At 72.3% G+C, this 15,517-nt stretch carries 12 protein-coding genes; 7 read left to right on the top strand and 5 right to left on the bottom strand.

Going from position 1 to position 15,517, the window contains the following annotated elements; all coding sequences use genetic code 11:
* From DEH69_RS18845 to DEH69_RS18830, 4 genes are all read left to right on the top strand, one after another.
* Positions 1-349 (top strand): DUF3459 domain-containing protein (locus DEH69_RS18845; RefSeq protein WP_113688150.1); only part of this gene is annotated, 349 nt, incomplete at its 5' end.
* A 35-nt stretch (positions 350-384) separates the two neighbouring features.
* Entirely contained in the window at positions 385-1,374 is a 990-nt protein-coding gene (locus tag DEH69_RS18840) for a LacI family DNA-binding transcriptional regulator (protein ID WP_258534764.1), read from the top strand.
* 252 nt (positions 1,375-1,626) lie between these two features.
* Positions 1,627-3,030: an alpha-amylase family protein gene (locus DEH69_RS18835; protein ID WP_258534763.1), complete on the top strand. Its 1,404-nt coding sequence runs from the start codon at positions 1,627-1,629 to the stop codon at positions 3,028-3,030.
* Positions 3,031-4,115: 1,085 nt separating this feature from the next.
* Positions 4,116-7,130 carry a carbohydrate binding domain-containing protein gene (locus DEH69_RS18830; RefSeq protein WP_113688148.1) on the top strand — a complete coding sequence of 1,005 codons (3,015 nt, stop codon included), beginning with the start codon at positions 4,116-4,118 and terminating at the stop codon, positions 7,128-7,130.
* A gap of 72 nt (positions 7,131-7,202) precedes the next feature.
* Here DEH69_RS18830 and fusA read toward each other — a convergent pair whose 3' ends face one another.
* Positions 7,203-9,254 (bottom strand): elongation factor G, encoded by a 2,052-nt coding sequence (gene fusA, locus DEH69_RS18825; RefSeq protein ID WP_113688147.1) that lies wholly within the window; start codon positions 9,252-9,254, stop codon positions 7,203-7,205.
* Positions 9,255-9,643: 389 nt separating this feature from the next.
* On the opposite strand from fusA, the gene DEH69_RS18820 reads away from it, so the two are divergent.
* From DEH69_RS18820 to DEH69_RS18810, 3 genes are read left to right on the top strand one after another with little or no spacing between them, the layout of a single operon-like run.
* A complete protein-coding gene (locus DEH69_RS18820; RefSeq protein ID WP_113688146.1) occupies positions 9,644-10,423 on the top strand; it encodes a bifunctional 2-polyprenyl-6-hydroxyphenol methylase/3-demethylubiquinol 3-O-methyltransferase UbiG in 780 nt (259 codons plus the stop codon).
* Positions 10,424-10,432: 9 nt separating this feature from the next.
* Complete coding sequence (locus tag DEH69_RS18815) at positions 10,433-11,368, top strand: UbiA family prenyltransferase (RefSeq protein WP_113688145.1); 936 nt, start codon at positions 10,433-10,435, stop codon at positions 11,366-11,368.
* 13 nt (positions 11,369-11,381) lie between these two features.
* Positions 11,382-12,056 (top strand): hypothetical protein, encoded by a 675-nt coding sequence (locus DEH69_RS18810; protein WP_113688144.1) that lies wholly within the window; start codon positions 11,382-11,384, stop codon positions 12,054-12,056.
* 81 nt (positions 12,057-12,137) lie between these two features.
* Here DEH69_RS18810 and DEH69_RS18805 read toward each other — a convergent pair whose 3' ends face one another.
* The 4 genes from DEH69_RS18805 to DEH69_RS18790 form a co-directional block, all read right to left on the bottom strand.
* Entirely contained in the window at positions 12,138-12,854 is a 717-nt protein-coding gene (locus DEH69_RS18805; protein WP_113688143.1) for an alpha/beta fold hydrolase, read from the bottom strand.
* Between the two features lie 108 nt (positions 12,855-12,962).
* The gene (locus DEH69_RS18800; RefSeq protein ID WP_113688142.1) at positions 12,963-13,484 is read right to left on the bottom strand and encodes a hypothetical protein; all 522 of its coding nucleotides are present in this window, start codon (positions 13,482-13,484) and stop codon (positions 12,963-12,965) included.
* A 127-nt stretch (positions 13,485-13,611) separates the two neighbouring features.
* On the bottom strand, positions 13,612-14,502 hold the full coding sequence (locus DEH69_RS18795; protein WP_113688141.1) for an alpha/beta fold hydrolase: 891 nt from the start codon (positions 14,500-14,502) through the stop codon (positions 13,612-13,614).
* Positions 14,499-15,506 (bottom strand): branched-chain amino acid ABC transporter permease, encoded by a 1,008-nt coding sequence (locus DEH69_RS18790; RefSeq protein WP_113688140.1) that lies wholly within the window; start codon positions 15,504-15,506, stop codon positions 14,499-14,501. Before DEH69_RS18790 ends, DEH69_RS18795 begins: the two co-directional genes overlap by 4 nt.
* Positions 15,507-15,517: the final 11 nt, after the last annotated feature.

Genomic DNA, 15,517 nt, shown 5'->3' with positions numbered 1-15,517 from the left:
CAGCTGGCTGCCCCAACCCCCCGCCTGGGCGGCGCTCTCGGTCGCCCGCCAGACCGGAGACCCCGCCTCCACCCTGGAGTTGTACCGCTCGGCGCTCGCCGCCCGTTCGATCAACCCCGCGCTGGGCGCGGGCGACGCGGTGCGCTGGCTTCAGGCGCCCGATGGCGTCCTGGCCTTCCGCCGCGACGCCCCCAGCGGCGAGGCGGTGATCTGTGTCGCCAACACCGGCGCCGCCGCCGTGGACGTCGGCGATCTGCTGCCCGAGACCGCCTCCAGGCTCCTGGCCAGCGGTCCCGGCGCCGACGGCACCGAGGTGCCGCCCGACACCACGGTATGGTGGCAGGCGTGAGAGACGCTGGTGGGGTGCTGCCGCCGCCCGCCCGGATGGCCGACATCGCGCAGCACGCCGGGGTCAGCGAGGCGACGGTGAGCCGCGTACTCAACGGCAAGAGCGGGGTGGCCGCGGCCACCCGGCAGAAGGTGCTCGCCGCCCTCGACGTGCTCGGCTACGAGCGCCCAACGCGGCTGCGGCAGCGCAGCTCCGGCCTCGTCGGGCTGGTGATCCCCGAGCTGACCAACCCCATATTCCCCGCGTTCGCCCAGGTCATCGAGCAGGTCCTCGTGCGCAGCGGCTACACGCCCGTGCTGTGCACGCAGAGCCCCGGCGGCGCGACCGAGGACGAGCTGGTGGAGCAGCTGGTCGACCGCGGCGTCACGGGCATCATCTTTCTCTCGGGGCTGCACGCCGACACCACGGCCGACCCCGAGCGCTATGCCCGACTCACCGGGCGCGGCGTGCCGTTCGTCCTCATCAACGGCTTCAACCCCGCGATCAAGGCGCCGTTCGTCTCCCCCGACGACGCCGCCGCGACGCGCAGGGCGGTGCAGCACCTGAGGGCGTTGGGCCACCGGGACATCGGACTCGCCGTCGGGCCGCACCGGTTCGTGCCGACGCAGCGCAAGGTCGCGGGGTTCCTCGATGAGACGGGCGGCCAAGGGGCCGTGCGGCACACGCTGTTCAGCGTCGAGGGCGGCCAGGCGGCCGCCGCCGCCCTGCTGGACGCGGGCTGCACGGGCATCGTCTGCGGCAGCGACATGATGGCCCTCGGGGCGGTAAGGGCCGTTCGGCAGCGGGGACTTGAGGTGCCGGACGACATCTCCGTGGTCGGGTACGACGACTCGCACCTGTTCGCGTTCACCGATCCGCCGCTCACCACCCTTCGGCAGCCCGTGCGCGCGATGACGAGCGCGGCCGTGAACTCACTGCTCGAGGAGATCAACGGCAACCTCGTGCAGCACACGGAGTTCGTCTTCCAGCCCGAGCTGGTCGTCAGGGGCTCCACCGCCACCCCGCGGGACACCCGGCTGCCCTGACGCCATCCCCATCATTCACATCCTCTTCACGGGAACGGCACTGTTTCACCCCTGGCCCACACTGCAAGTCCTCTGTAACTTTCAGGACGAGCCGCAAGAACTTGCAATCACCTTGCGGGACCTCCTGGAGAGCCGTGGCGCGTCGGACCTCCCCCAGCGTGATCCAGGAGACCGCCGAGCCGGGCTGTCTGCCGTGCGGCCCCCTGGCCACGTGATCCCCCCACGCCAGAACTCGGAAGAGGAGCAAGCTCCGTGCCCCACATCAGCAAACGACTCGGAATCGCCACGGCCGTCGCGGCCGCCCTGAGCACGACCATGGTGGTCGTCCCCGCATCCGCCGAGCCCTCCACGTCGGCGGCGGCTGAGGGAGACGTCATCGCCAACCTCTGGGCGTGGAACTGGCGTTCAGTGGCCGCCGAGTGCACCGATGTCCTCGGCCCCGCGGGCTATGGCGCGGTCTGGGTCGCCCCACCGGCCGAGTCCTTCGCCCACCCGGAAGGCGCCTGGTGGGACATCTACCAGCCCTACAGCTATGAGTTGAACGGGCGCTTCGGCAGCCAGGACGACTTCGCCGCCATGGCCGACGCCTGCAACGCCGCGGGGGTGAAGGTCTACACCGACGCCGTGATCAACCACACCGCGGCCCAGCCCGGCACCAGCTACGGCGGGACCCAGCTCACGGACAAGTACGCCCCGCCGATGTACGAGCGGGCGGACTACAACGTCGACGTCTGCAGCCGGACCATCAGCAACTGGAACGACACCTGGGAGGTCCAGAACTGCGAGTTGCTCGGCCTGCCCGACCTCAAGACGGGCGACGCCGATGTGCGGGCGTCCATCGCCGGATATCTCAACTCCCAGATAGCGCTTGGCGTCTCGGGCTTCCGGGTGGACGCGGCCAAGCACATCCCCGCGGGCGACCTCGAGGCGATCGTGGGCCAACTCGACGCCACGGCCGACGGCTCGGCCCCGTTCGTCTTCCACGAGGTCTTCCCCGGCGCGACCCCCCAGCCCGACGAGTACTACGGCAGCGGGCGCGTCCTTGACTTCACCTACGCGGACCAGCTCAAGGCCGCGTTCCAGGGCGACATCGCCAGCCTGGCCGACTTCGGGCCCGGGCTGCTGCCCGCGGAGAACTCCGTCTCGTTCGTCACCAACCACGACACCGAACGCGACGGCCGCCACCTCACCTACCGCGATGGCGACACCGCGGTCCTCGCCAACGTCTTCCAGCTCGGCTGGAACCACTCCACCCCCACCGTCTACGCCGGGTTCGAGTTCGAAGGCCGCGACGACTCACCGCCCGCCGACGCGGACGGCTTTGTCACCGACACCGACTGCGCGAGCGGCTGGTACTGCCTCAACCGCGACCCCCGCATCACCGGCATGGTCGCCTGGCACAACGCGGTCGGCGACGCCGAGGTGACCGACGCGCAGTCGCCCCAGGGCAACGTCCTCGGCTTCGGCCGTGGGGCGAACGGCTTCGTCGCGATCAACAACGGCACTGAGGCGGTGAGCGCGGAGTTCACCACGGCCGTGCCCGACGGGACGTACTGCAACGTTCTCGATGACTGCGGCACCGAGGTGACCGTCACGGGCGGCCGGGTGTCGATCGAGCTGCCCGCGAAGTCCGCTGTCGCGTTCCACGTGGGGTAGTTGACGGGCGGTCGACGGTTGGTGGTAGACAGTCGACGATCGGTGGTCGGCGGCGGGCGGCTGAGGGCGGACACCCTCCCGCCCGCCGTCGGCCGACCTCTGCTTTCGTGGCGGGTCCGGGCCTGCCCTGGCCGCCGCTCTCGTCGTTCACCGCACGCACGTTGAGCTGATGCAGCGGGCCGGTCCAGGGCGAGGGCGCGCGTCGTTCAGCGCGCCCGCTGCTGCTTATGCCCGCCTCACACGGGTCGGGGCCTCTTCTGACACGCGGCACGTTCTGTTCACCACACAGTGTGCGCCGTTTCCAGAGAGCATCCGCCCCGGCACAAGCCGCAGATAAGCACCGGCCCGCTGCAGCAGCTCAACGGACGCCAGGAATGAGAACGCCATGTGCGGCCAGGGCGGGCCCGAAGGGTGCGCGCCACCCCAGCCGACCGCGCAGAGATCGACCACCCTCACACCGGTATCCGCCTGCGCCCGTTTGGTGCACGGTCCCGGCCGACGACGAGACCGACCGGTTACCGGGACGGCCGGTCACCCGGCGCCCCCTCCCGTGGGTGCCGATCTCTGACCCGCACCCACCACGAAAGCGGAGGTCGGCGGACGGGGAACGGGAGGACGTCCAGCCAAGAGCCGCCCCCCAAGAGACCCACCGCCAAGAGCCCCACCGCCAAAGCCCTCGCAAACCCTGTCGCAAGAACTTGCGAGCTGCTAGCTTGGAGCCCGCTCCCCGGTCGACCGAGGGTCGAACCCCGACCTACGCGCCCGGCCGACCGGGGAGGTCCCGCGCGCCATCGCGCGCCCCCGCGCGGCAGACGCGCCGCCCAGGCCAGTGACGTTCCCCCTGGCCCGCACGCGAAGCACCCCACCACGGCCGCGCACCACCCCCGCACGCGAGACGGGCGGCACAGGCGCACAGCCCGCGCGGCGCAAGGGCTTCACGGCGCCAGGGAACGGCGATACCCTCCCCTTGCCGCAACTTCTTCCACAAGAACTTGCAGCCCCTTCGCCGGAGTTGAGGCGCGCAGCACGGCTAGCCATCCCCCCACCGCCCCTCGCGGTGACACCTGAGGAGAGCCGTACCACCGATGAGATCCTGGCTGAGACACCATCCCCTCCTGGGGCGGTTCGGGCCCGCCCTGGGCCTGATCGCCGCCCTGCTCGCGTCCAGCGCCCCGGCGTCCGGGGCTCCGGCGCGGGAGCCAATGGCCGAGGTGGCCAACAACGCCACCGTCTTCTACCACACGGGGACCAGGGACTGGTCCGCCTTCTACCTGCACTACGCGCCGACCGGGGGCGCGTGGACGACCGTGCCCGGCGTCGCGATGGACGCGGCCTGCGACGGCTGGGTCAAGCGCACCGTCGACCTGGGTGACGCGACGGAATTCCAGGCGACGTTCACCGATGGCTCGGGCACATGGGACAACAACGACGGCGCCAACTACCAGCTGGGCGCCGGGCCCATCGCGGTGCGGGACGGGCAGGTCTCCGTGTCCGACCCCTGCGGCGCCGACCCGGAACCCGACCCCGACCCCAGCCCCGACCCGGACCAGAACCAGGCGCGGATCTACTTCTCCACCGCCACCCTGGGCTGGCGCACCGTCAACCTGCACTACCGCCCCGACGGCGGCTCATGGACCGCGGTGCCGGGGGTCGGCATGACCGAGGTATGCCCGGGGTGGGTGGCGCGCACCGTCGACCTGGGCACGGCGACGGCGTTGACGGCGGCGTTCAACAACGGGTCGGGCACATGGGACAACAACAACGGCGCCGACTACCGCATCGGCACGGGCCTGACCACGGTCGCGGACCGTCGCGTGGTGCCCGAAGCGACCGACCCGTGCGCGGGCCACGAGCCCGACACCGAGGCCCCGACGACCCCGAGCGGCCTCACCGCCGAGGTCAACGGCGTGGGTGTGGTGGTGAAGTGGGACCCTTCGACGGACAACGTGGGCGTGACGGGCTATCAGGTCACCCTCGCGGGCGGCCCCGGTGGCACGGCCGTCGCGGACACCACGTCGACCGTGTGGTCCAGGGCGGACCTCGAGCCGCGCACCGACTACACGTTCAGCGTGCGGGCCAGGGACGCGGCGGGAAACCTCTCGGCGCCGACCACCCCGGTGGAGGTCACCACGGGCGACGCGCCCCCGGCCCCCGCCGCGGGCGAGCCGATCGGGACCGATCCGCGCGAGAACCCGATCTACTTCGTGCTCACGGCGCGCTTCTTCGACGGCGACAGCTCCAACAACAGGGGCGGCTCCCAGCACGAGCGTTCGGGGAACGCGAGCTATGACGACCCCATGTTCCGGGGGGACTTCAGAGGGCTGGTCGAAAAGCTCGACTACATCAAGGCGCTGGGCTTCTCGGCCGTCTGGATCACCCCGGTGGTCCTGGGCCGGTCCGACTACGACTACCACGGGTACCACGGCTGGGACTTCTACCGGGTCGACCCCCGCCTGGAGTCCACGGGCGCCACCTACCAGGACCTGATCAACGCCGCCCACGCCAAGGGCATGAAGATCTACCAGGACGTGGTCTACAACCACAGTTCACGCTGGGGTGCCAACGGCCTGTATACCCCGACGGTCTATGGCGTCCAGGACGAGCAGTGGGACTGGTACTACGACACCCCCGAGGCGGGCCGGGAGTACGACCCGCTGGAGGAGGACGCGGAAGGCCGCCCCTACAACGGCGACCTGTGGTCGACCGAGGAGCCGCCCGGCAACTCCTGTGTCAACTGGGGGCAGCCGACCGGCTCGACGAGCCCCGAGGGCTATCGCGTCTACCACTGCCAGTGGCCGAGCCCCACCTCGGGCATGTTCCCCGAGGAGTACTACCACCAGTGCTGGATCGGCAATTGGGAGGGCGAGGACTCGCGGAGCTGCTGGCTGCACGACGACCTGGCCGACCTCAACACCGAGAACGCCGAGGTGCAGGACCATCTGATCAACGCCTACAACCGCTTCATCGACATGGGCGTGGACGGCTTCCGGGTTGACACGGCGGTTCACATTCCCCGGGTCATCTGGACGCGGCACTTCCTGCCCGCCATCCACGAGCGCGTCGAGGAGCGCTTCGGCGCCGAGAAGGCCGAGAACTTCTTCGTCTTCGGCGAGGTCGCGGCCTTTGTGAACGACAAGTGGAACCGGGGCTCGGTCAACCACTCCGCGCAGTTCTTCACCTGGCAGCCGCGCCAGGAGTACAGCGCGGACGACGCCGAGGCCGTCCTCGAGGAGTACGAGCACGAGAACGGCCTGGGCACCGGCGGCCAGCCGACCTCGGACAACGCGTTCCTCGACGGCAACGCCTACCACTCCCCCGACCGCAGCCGGTTCTCGGGCATGAACATCATCGACATGCGCATGCACATGAACTTCGGCGACGCGGCGAACGCCTTCCACAACGGCAAGGACTCCGACGACTCGGTCAACGACGCGACCTACAACGTCGTCTATGTGGACAGCCACGACTACGGGCCGAACAAGAGCAGCACGCGCTACGCGGGCGGCACCGACGCATGGGCCGAGAACATGGCGCTCATGTGGACCTTCCGCGGCATTCCCACCCTCTACTACGGATCGGAGATCGAGTTCCAGGCCGGGCAGCGGATCGACTGCGGGCCGACGTGCCCCCTGGCCACCACGGGCCGCGCCTACTACGGCGACCATCTCGAAGGCGAGGTCAGCGCGGGCGACTTCGGCGAGGTGGAGAGCGCGAGCGGCCCGGTGGCCGAGACGCTCGAGCAGCCGCTGGTGCGGCACGTGCAGCGCCTCAACCAGATCCGCGAGGCCATCCCCGCCCTCCAGAAGGGCCAGTACTCGACCGAGGGCGTCGAGGGGCACATGGCGTTCAAGCGCCGCTACACCGACACCGCCGCGGGCGTGGACAGCATGGCCCTGGTCACGGTGACGCACGCGGCGACGTTCACCGGCGTCCCCAACGGCACGTGGACCGACGCCGTCACCGGTGACACCGTCCGGGTGACGGATGGCACCCTCGCCGTCGACGCGCCGGGCCAGGGCAACCTCCGCGCCTATGTCCTCGACACCGCGCTCACCCCGGCCCCCGGCGTGATCGGCGCCGCGGGCCCCTATCTCCGCTGACTGTCTCCGCTGACCGCCGCGGGCGGGCCGCCCGTTCCCCAGAAGGGGCCGGGCGGCCCGCCCGCCCACCAGCTAGGCGGGCGCCGGGGCGTAGCCGGTGGGGCGGGTGGTGAACGTTCCCCGTCCCTGGGTCCGGCTGCGCAACCGGGTGGCGTAGCCGAAGAGTTCGGCCAACGGCACGGTCGCGGTGACCTGGGCCGTGCCCGCCCGCGCGGCGGAGCCCGAGACCCGTCCTCGCCGGGCCACGAGGTCGCCGAGCACGCCGCCCACGGCGTCCTCGGGCACGGTGACCGTGACCTCGACCACCGGTTCGAGCAGCACCATGGCGCTGGCGCGCAGGGCCTCGCGCAGCGCGAACCTCCCGGCCGTGCGGAACGCCATCTCCGAGGAGTCCTGCGGATGCGTCGCCCCGTCGGTCAGTGTGACCCGCAGCCCGGTCACCGGGTGGCCGCCGAGGGGGCCCTCGGCCAGCGCGTCCCTGCATCCGGCCTCCACGGCCTTCACATACTCGCGCGGCACGCGCCCGCCCACGACCGTGGAACGGAACGCGAAGCCCTCGTCGCCGCCGTCGGCCCCGGGCTCCAACGGCTCGACGTCCAGGACGACATGGGCGAACTGCCCTGCCCCGCCGTCCTGTTTGACGTGCCGGTAGACAAGCCCCGACACGCCGCGGGCGACCGTCTCGCGATATGTCACCCTCGGCCGCCCGACGTTGACATCGAGCCCCTGGGCCCTGCGGATCTTCTCCACCGCCACCTCAAGATGCAGCTCTCCCATCCCCGAGAGCACGGTCTGCCCGGTCTCGGAATCGGTCCTGACCAGCAGCGAGGGGTCCTCCTCCACCAGTCGCGCCAGCGCGGTCGCCAGCCGCCCCGCCTCGGTGCCGCCGCGCTCCTCGACCGCCACGGACACCATGGGATCGGCGGCGGCGGGCGGTTCGAGGAGCAGCGGGTCCCCGGGGCCGCACAGGGTCGCCCCCGCGCGGGCCGCCTTGGGCCCGACCAGCGCGACGATGTCACCCGCCACCGCAGCCTCCACCTCCGCGTGCCGGTCGGCCCGCACCCGCAGGATCCGGCCGACGCGCTCGGTGCGCCCCGTGCCCGCGTCGAGCACGGTGTCACCCTTCCTGATCGTTCCTGAGTAGACACGCACCGATGTGAGGCGTCCCGTGGCGGTCGCGTTGACCTTGAACGCCAGTGCGGCAAAGGGCCCTTGGGGGTCGGCTGTCCGCTCCCACACGCCGCCTTCCCAGGTGCCGCGCACCGCGGGCACGTCGAGGGGCGAGGGCAGGTAGGCGACGACGGCGTCGAGCAGCGGCTCGACGCCGCGGTTGCGGTAGGCCGAGCCGCACAGCACCACGACGCCATCGCCCGTGCGGGTCAGGTCGCGCAGCGCGGTGGACAGCGTCGCGGCGGACAGCGCTGACTTCGCGCAGAACTCCTCGAACGCGCCCTGGTGCAGCTCCGCCACCGCCTCGTCGAGCAGCCGACGCCGCCGCAGCACCTCGTCGTTCAGCGCCTCGGGCACCGGACCCGCCACGCACGCGCCGCCGCCGTCGGGCCACACCAGCGCCCGCATGCGGACGAGGTCGACCACGCCGGTGAACGCGGCCTCCGCGCCGATCGGCACCTGGACCACCAGCGGGGCCGGGTGCAGGCGCGCGCGGATCGACGCCACGGCGGCGTCGAGGTCGGCGCCCGCGCGGTCGAGCTTGTTGACGAACGCGATGCGCGGCACGCCGTGCCGATCGGCCCGCCGCCACACCGACTCGCTCTGCGGCTCGACGCCCGCGACGCCGTCGAACACCGCGATCGCGCCGTCGAGCACGCGCAGCGAGCGCTCGACCTCGTCGGAGAAGTCGACATGGCCGGGGGTGTCGATCAGGTTGACGCGGTGGCCGTCCCACGCGCAGCTGACGGCCGCGGCGAAGATGGTGATGCCGCGGTCGCGCTCCTGGGAGTCGAAGTCGGTGACGGTCGTGCCGTCGTGGACCTCGCCGCGCTTGTGGGTGGTGCCGGTGGCATACAGGATCCGCTCGGTGACGGTGGTCTTGCCCGCGTCGACATGGGCCAGGATGCCCAGGTTGCGGACGGCGTTCAGGGGGTGGGTGGGGGCGGTACGCACGGCCCTTGGCCTTTCGGGTGTTCGGGAGTGGACAGCGCGATTCCCGGACGAAACGGCCCTGCTTCAAGGCCCCTTCGGGCGTGCTCAGGCGTTCGTCACGGACGTCAGGACCGGCCGCGCAGCCGGCGCCGGGCGCCCGGAGACACCAGGATCACCTCGTACCGTGACCGGGGAGCGGCGGACGCGATGCGGTGACGCATGGTCTGGCTCCCCCCAACTGGTCGGAACGCGCCCCGCCTTGAAGGGGGCGCGCGGTTCGCCGCGAGTGTAGTGAACGCGGCCGCGCGGCGGCACCCGATTTCCGCCCCGAGAGGTCATCTCCCTTGTTTCATAGGCCACTTAAGCCTTCTCGGCTAGGGTCCGTCCTCACCACACCACGGGGGACACGCATGGGATCACGGGATGGAAGGGACGCGCACGCGGAGCGCGTCGCCACCGCGTACAACGCGCTGAACGAGAAGGGGTACTTCGCCGACGAGATCGGCGGCAACGAGGGCTATCTCGGCGGCCTGATGCGGCACTACGTGCCCAAGGACGCCATGAGCATCCTGGAGGTCGGGGGCGCGACAGGGCTGTGGATGCGGCAGGTGCTGCGCGCCAGGCCCGCGCTGCGGGACGTCACCGTCGTCGAGCTGTCGGACGCGGCCGAGCGGTGCAGGGCGCGCCTCGCCCCGCTGCTCGCCGACCGGCCCGAGGGGCGCCTCACGGTCGTCCAGGACGACTTCCTGCGCGCGGCGGACCGGCTCAGGCCCGCGGGGACCGTCGTGAGCAGCTTCGTCGCCGACCACATGGGCGACCCGGCCGCGTATCTGCGGCGGCTGCACGACCTCGCCGAGCCCGGCGGCCGCGTCATCGCCGTCGAGGTGCAGACCAGCGAGCGCGCCCCGCTCGGCACCGTCACACCCGGCGTCGTCGCCGCGAGCTTCTTCCGGCTCTGCGGCGTTCATCTGAGGCTGGGGAAGCTGCCGCCGCTGCGCGGCGTCCTGCGCTCCATGCCGCTGTACAAGCTGTCGGACGAGGAGGCGTTCAGGAAGCTGCGCTCGTCGACCGACGCCTACGCGTTCCCGCGCACGGCGTGGCGGGCGGCGCGCGACGCCTACCCGGGGGCGGTCTATCACGACCTCGGCATGGCGGGGATGCTGGTGCTGCCCAAGTCGGCCACCGCCTGAGGGGCGCGCATGGCCGTCCAGGAGCGGTCGACGGCGCCCGCGGATGTCCGCGCGCTGGCGACCGCGCTCACCACGATCACATGCCGCTGGGAGATCACGGTCGTCATCGTGCTCCAGTCGCTCGCCCTCTATGTCTTCGGCGGACGGGCGGGCGGCGGCGCGATGACGGCGCGAGAGGCCGTGGGCTGCGGCCTGTTCGGGCTGTTCGCCCAGGGTCTTTGCAGCGTTCTCAACGACATCACCGACGTCGCCGCCGACCGCGTCAACCACCCCGAGCGCCCCTTCCCCTCGGGCCGGGTCCCGATCCGGCACGGCTGGTATGTCGTCGGCGGCTGCCTCGCAGGAGCGGTGCTGTGCGCCGCGCTCCTGGCCACCACGCCGTTCGGGCTCGCCGCGTTCGCCGCGCACCTCGCGCTCTCGGTCCTCTACTCCGCGCCCGGCGTCCGCTGGGGGCGGCACTGGCTGCGGGGCCCGCTGACCCTCGTCGCCTCGACCGTGTGCGGGATCCTCGCCGTGCTCAGCTGCACGGCCCTGTACGCCGCCCCGGGCGCGGGCCGGGAGGTGGTGCTGCTCGTGGGGCTCGTCTGCTTCCTGCACCACCTGCTGGTCATCCCGCTCAAGGACCTCAGGGACGTCTCGGGCGACGCGGCGGACGGCGGGAGCTCGCTCGCCATGCGGCTGCCGCGCTCCGGGATCATCGCCCTGGGCGTGACCGGCTATCTGGCGCCCTGGGCCGTGCTGTTCGCGGGCGCCCGGTGGATCGGCGGTGACCTCGCGACGCCGCTCTCGGCGCTCGCCGCGCTGCTCGGCGCGGGCGGCGCGGTGATGGCGTGGCTCGTGGCGCGGCGCCCCGCGCTGCTCGAAGGGCAGCGCTTCTGCTGGTTCGCCGAGCTCGGCCTGCTGTTCCTCTTCCAGTTCTCGCTGCCGGCCGCCGCGCTGGCCTGAAGGGGAGATTCTCGTGCTGGCCGATGTGCTGTCCGCCGCGGGCGGGATCGCGTGGACCATCGCCTATCTCGGCATCATCAGGCGGGGGTTCGCCGACCGGACCTATGGGATGCCGTTCGTGCCGCTGGCGCTGAACGCCACCTGGGAGTTCACCTTCGGCTTCCTCGAGCCCAGCCCGTGGGCGCTCCAGGTCGTGGTGAACATCGTGTGGTTCTGCTTCGACGTCGTCATCCTGGTGACGTACTTCAGGTATGGGCGCGAGGAGTTCGCGCGGCTGGCCGACGCGCGGTGGTTCGTGCCGTGGAGCGTGGCCGTGCTGGCGGGCTCGCTCGCCGTGATGTACCTGACCGCGCGGGAGTTCGCGGGCGACCCCGACCACCCGGTGGACGCGTACTCCGCGCTGTTCTCCAACCTGGTGATGTCGATGTGCTTCATCGGCATGCTGCTGCGCCGGGGCAGCTCGGCGGGCCAGTCGATGACGATCGCCGTCAGCAAGGCCGTGGGCACGGCCGCGGTGACCGTGATGGTCTTCGACGACGTGGGCAGCGCCCTGGTCCTGACCACGGGCGGGTGCGTCCTGGCCCTCGACGTGCTCTACGCCGTGCTGCTGCGCCGCCGGATCAGGGAGGGGGAGTCCGGGCAGGCGCGGGGCGCCGGGGAGACCGCCGCCGCGACGGCGGCGCCCTGACGCGCACCGGGTCGGGCGGCCGGGTCAGGCGGCCGGGTCGGGCCGTCGGGGCGGGCAGTCGGGGCGGTCGGGCCCGGGCGGTCAGGCCCGGTCCACCGCGGCCAGGATCGCCCCGGCCAGGTCCTTGGGGCGGGTGAACTGCGGCCAGTGCCCCGTGGGCAGGTCGACGATCTCGACATCGCGGATCCGCGCCAGCTCGCGCGCGAAGGGGACGCCGCCCGCCAGCCACTCCCGCAGCGCCGCGCCCGTGAACTCGCACGCGATGACCGTGGCGGGCACGTCGAGGCGCCGCTCGTCCGACAGCCGCTGCCGACCGGCCGCGACCTGCCAGGGCGAGGGGATCGCGCGCTCGCGGAACGCCGCGCGCAGCGCGCCGTCCAGGTCGACCAGGTCCTCGGGGTCGAACAACGACCAGTCGGGCAGCGGCACTTCGCCGCCCACCGCGGGCAGCTCGTCGTTGATGACGCCGCCGTCGCCGTGCGGCACGCAGTCGACGTACACCACGCGGGCGAGCCGGTCGGGGCGCGCGTCGGCCGCGCCATAGGCGATCGCGCCGCCACCCGAGTGCCCCACGAGCGCGATCCCGCCCCCGCCGCCGCCCGGGCCGAGGGAGTCGATCACCCCGACGACGGCGTCGATGTGGTCGCGCAGCGTGATGCCCGAGCGGTCGGCGTCCCTCGACTCCATGCCGGGCAGCGTGAGGGCGTGGGTGCGGTGCCCGGCCTCCTGGAGAACGGGCGCGACCTCGCCCCACGACGAGCCGTCGAGCCAGAGCCCCGGGATCAGAATGATGTCCATGCGGCGAGGCTAGGACAGCCCACTGACAACGGCCCGCACCCCGGCGCCCCCGCGGGGGAACGCGCAAGGAAGGCGCCAGGAACGCGCAGGGAGGACGCCGGGAAGGCGTCAGGGCAGCGTTCCCGTCCACTGGGGGTGCGCCGTCGTGTCGTCCGACGAGGCGCGGACGCCGACAACGGTGACCTCGCGGCCGCGTTCGCCCGTGTCCAGGCTCCAGCTGAGGGTGACCTTCTCGCTCGCGCCCGGTTCGAGCGAGCCCTGGAGGGTGTCTGTCACGCCCTCGACATGGATCACCAGCGCCTCGGCGCCATCGGCGGCCGACACCGCGTCGAAAACGAAGTCCGAGAGGCTCAGGGCCTGTTCGCTCTCGTTGTCGAAGACGACCTCGGCTGTGAACGCCGTGTGACCCTCGGGGTAGGAGTCGTGCTCGCCGCGCTCGGTGCGCTCCTCGAGCCCGTCGACGCTCGCCATGACGCCGTCCTGCCACGTGTAGACCTCGCCCACCGCCAGGTCCGTGGAGGAGCTGGGTGACCTGGGATCCCCGAAGGGGTTGGAGTCATCCCCGCCACAGCCGGTCAGCGAGACGAGCAGCAGAACGGAAACGACCGGCGCGATGGCGCGTTGACGCATATGGAAGGCCCCCTGTCGGCAAGGTGAGAACGCAGCCTGCCGTCTCTCCCGCGCGCGTGCGAGCCCAAGGGCGGCAATGTGTCCCCTCTGTTACGGATGTTGTCACTCCGTAACCTCGTATAACGTTTTACCTGGTCACGGCGGCGGCCACCGCCGCCACCGCGTGGTCGGCGAGCAGGATCGTGTCGTGGTTGGTGTCGGGCACCCCTTGGACGGCGACCGTGGCGGGGTCGAGGCCCGCGGCGGCGACGCGCCCCGGGTCGTAGAGGGCGCGGGGCTCGTTCAGCAGGCCGCGTTCGGCCAGGAGCAGGGTGGCCGGGTCGCGCAGCCGGTGGATGGCGGCCAGGGTGGCGGGGTCGGACAGGACGTCGGCGCCGTCGGCGCGCACGGCGTCGAGCACGCACGCGCTGCGCATCGTCGGCGGCTCGCCGATCAGGTCGCGGTCGAGGTGGTGGCGCAGGTCGTCACCGAAGTGGTCGGCCAGCGCGGGGTGTTCGCGGAAGTAGGCGTGGTAGCTCGCGCGGTCGGGGAACGTCAGGGAAAGCCGCCGCATCGCCGGGCCGATGACCGCTTCGAGCAGGGCGTCGATGGCGTGGCCCGCGGGGGCGGGGAAGCCGAGGCCGCCGTCCACCAGGACCAGGCGGGCGAAGCGGCCCGGGTGCGTCGCGGCGGCCAGGGCCGCCACGAACGCGCCCATCGAGTGTCCCAGCAGGATCGGGCGGGGGCCCCGGGCGTCAACCAGCGCGTCAACCAGGGCGAGCACGTCGGCGACATGGGCCGACAGGCCGTAGGGGCCGGGGAGTTGGCGGCTGGCGCCCCGGCCGCGCAGGTCGGGGGCGTGGACCGGGGTACCGCTGGCCGCCAGGGCGCGGGCCAGGGGGGCGAGGAAGCGGCCGTTGGACGTGATGCCGTGCAGGGCGATCACGGGCGCGGCGGCGGTGGCGGCGCCGCGCGCGGGCCAGTGGGTCACCGCGAGGTCCCCGCCCCGCACCGGCACGGCGCGCTCCACGGCGTTCATCGCCGCCTCCCGCGCCCGAGCGCCGCGAGGCCGCCGGGGGCGGCGTAGACGGCGATGACGAACAGGGCGCCGAGCACCACGAGCGGCTCGGACAGCGGCGCGGCCAGCGGCTCGGGCAGCCCGGCGACCGCGTCGGAGACGCCGAGCGCGGTGAGCCTGTGGTCGAGCCAGATGAACAGCGCGCCCCCGATGACGGGTCCCCACCGCGTCCCCGCGCCGCCGAGCACGACCATCACCAGCAGGGAGAGCGTGAACTCGGCCGTGCTGGTCTCGGGCGTGGCACCCGATGTGACAAGCAGGTGGACAACGCCGCCGAGCAGGGCGAGCGCGGAGGCCAGCACGAACGCGCCGAGCTTGTGCAGGAACGGGTCGCGGCCGAGCACGGACACGCGCTGCTCGTTGTCGCGGATCGCCTGCCACACCTTGCCGACGGGTGACGCGGTGGCCGCCCACACCAGCGCGGCGACCAGGGCCAGATAGCCGAGGGCCAGCCAGTAGACGTTCACGGTGTTGCCGATGCCCACGAACAGCGAGGGGACGGCGTCCGCGTCGAGCGACAGGCCCTCCTCGCCGCCCGTGAGGCCCCCGGGGTTGCGCTCGACCCAGATGGAGCCCGCCTGGGCGAACGCGAGGGTGACCATGGCGAAGCCGATGCCGCCGAGCGCGAGCGGCAGCAGCGAGATCGCGCCGAGCAGGCACGCGGCGGCCGTGCCCGCGGTCAGGGTGAGCGCGGCGGCGGGCAGCAGCGTCATGTCGAGGCGTTCCATGGCGAGTTGGGTGCCATGGGCGCCGCCAGCGATCCACGGGGCATGGCCGAACGACAGCAGTCCCGTGCGCCCGAACAGCAGGTCGTAGCTGAGCGCGAGGCCCGCGAACACCAGGCAGAGCGCGAAGAGTTGGAGCGATCCCGCGGAGTTGACCGGGCCGTCGAGCAGCAGCGGGACGTCGATGGCCGAGTAGGGGAGGGTGAGGCCCCACCCACCACCGGAGCAGGTCCGGGTCATAGCGCGCCAGG

The sequence above is a fragment of the Streptomyces sp. PT12 genome (genome assembly GCF_003311645.1).
Taxonomy (GTDB): domain Bacteria; phylum Actinomycetota; class Actinomycetes; order Streptomycetales; family Streptomycetaceae; genus Streptomyces.
Note: the sequence above shows the minus strand (reverse complement) of the source record. Positions and strands in the feature narration are given on the sequence as shown.

What these genes read in the sequence shown, in the direction of transcription:
- DEH69_RS18840 (WP_258534764.1), top strand. Translation starts at nt 385, where the DNA reads ATGGCCGACATCGCGCAGCACGCCGGGGTCAGCGAGGCGACGGTGAGC.
- DEH69_RS18830 (WP_113688148.1), top strand. Translation starts at nt 4,116, where the DNA reads ATGAGATCCTGGCTGAGACACCATCCCCTCCTGGGGCGGTTCGGGCCC.
- DEH69_RS18820 (WP_113688146.1), top strand. Translation starts at nt 9,644, where the DNA reads ATGGGATCACGGGATGGAAGGGACGCGCACGCGGAGCGCGTCGCCACC.
- DEH69_RS18815 (WP_113688145.1), top strand. Translation starts at nt 10,433, where the DNA reads ATGGCCGTCCAGGAGCGGTCGACGGCGCCCGCGGATGTCCGCGCGCTG.
- DEH69_RS18805 (WP_113688143.1), bottom strand. Translation starts at nt 12,854, where the DNA reads ATGGACATCATTCTGATCCCGGGGCTCTGGCTCGACGGCTCGTCGTGG.
- DEH69_RS18800 (WP_113688142.1), bottom strand. Translation starts at nt 13,484, where the DNA reads ATGCGTCAACGCGCCATCGCGCCGGTCGTTTCCGTTCTGCTGCTCGTC.
- DEH69_RS18795 (WP_113688141.1), bottom strand. Translation starts at nt 14,502, where the DNA reads ATGAACGCCGTGGAGCGCGCCGTGCCGGTGCGGGGCGGGGACCTCGCG.
- DEH69_RS18790 (WP_113688140.1), bottom strand. Translation starts at nt 15,506, where the DNA reads ATGACCCGGACCTGCTCCGGTGGTGGGTGGGGCCTCACCCTCCCCTAC.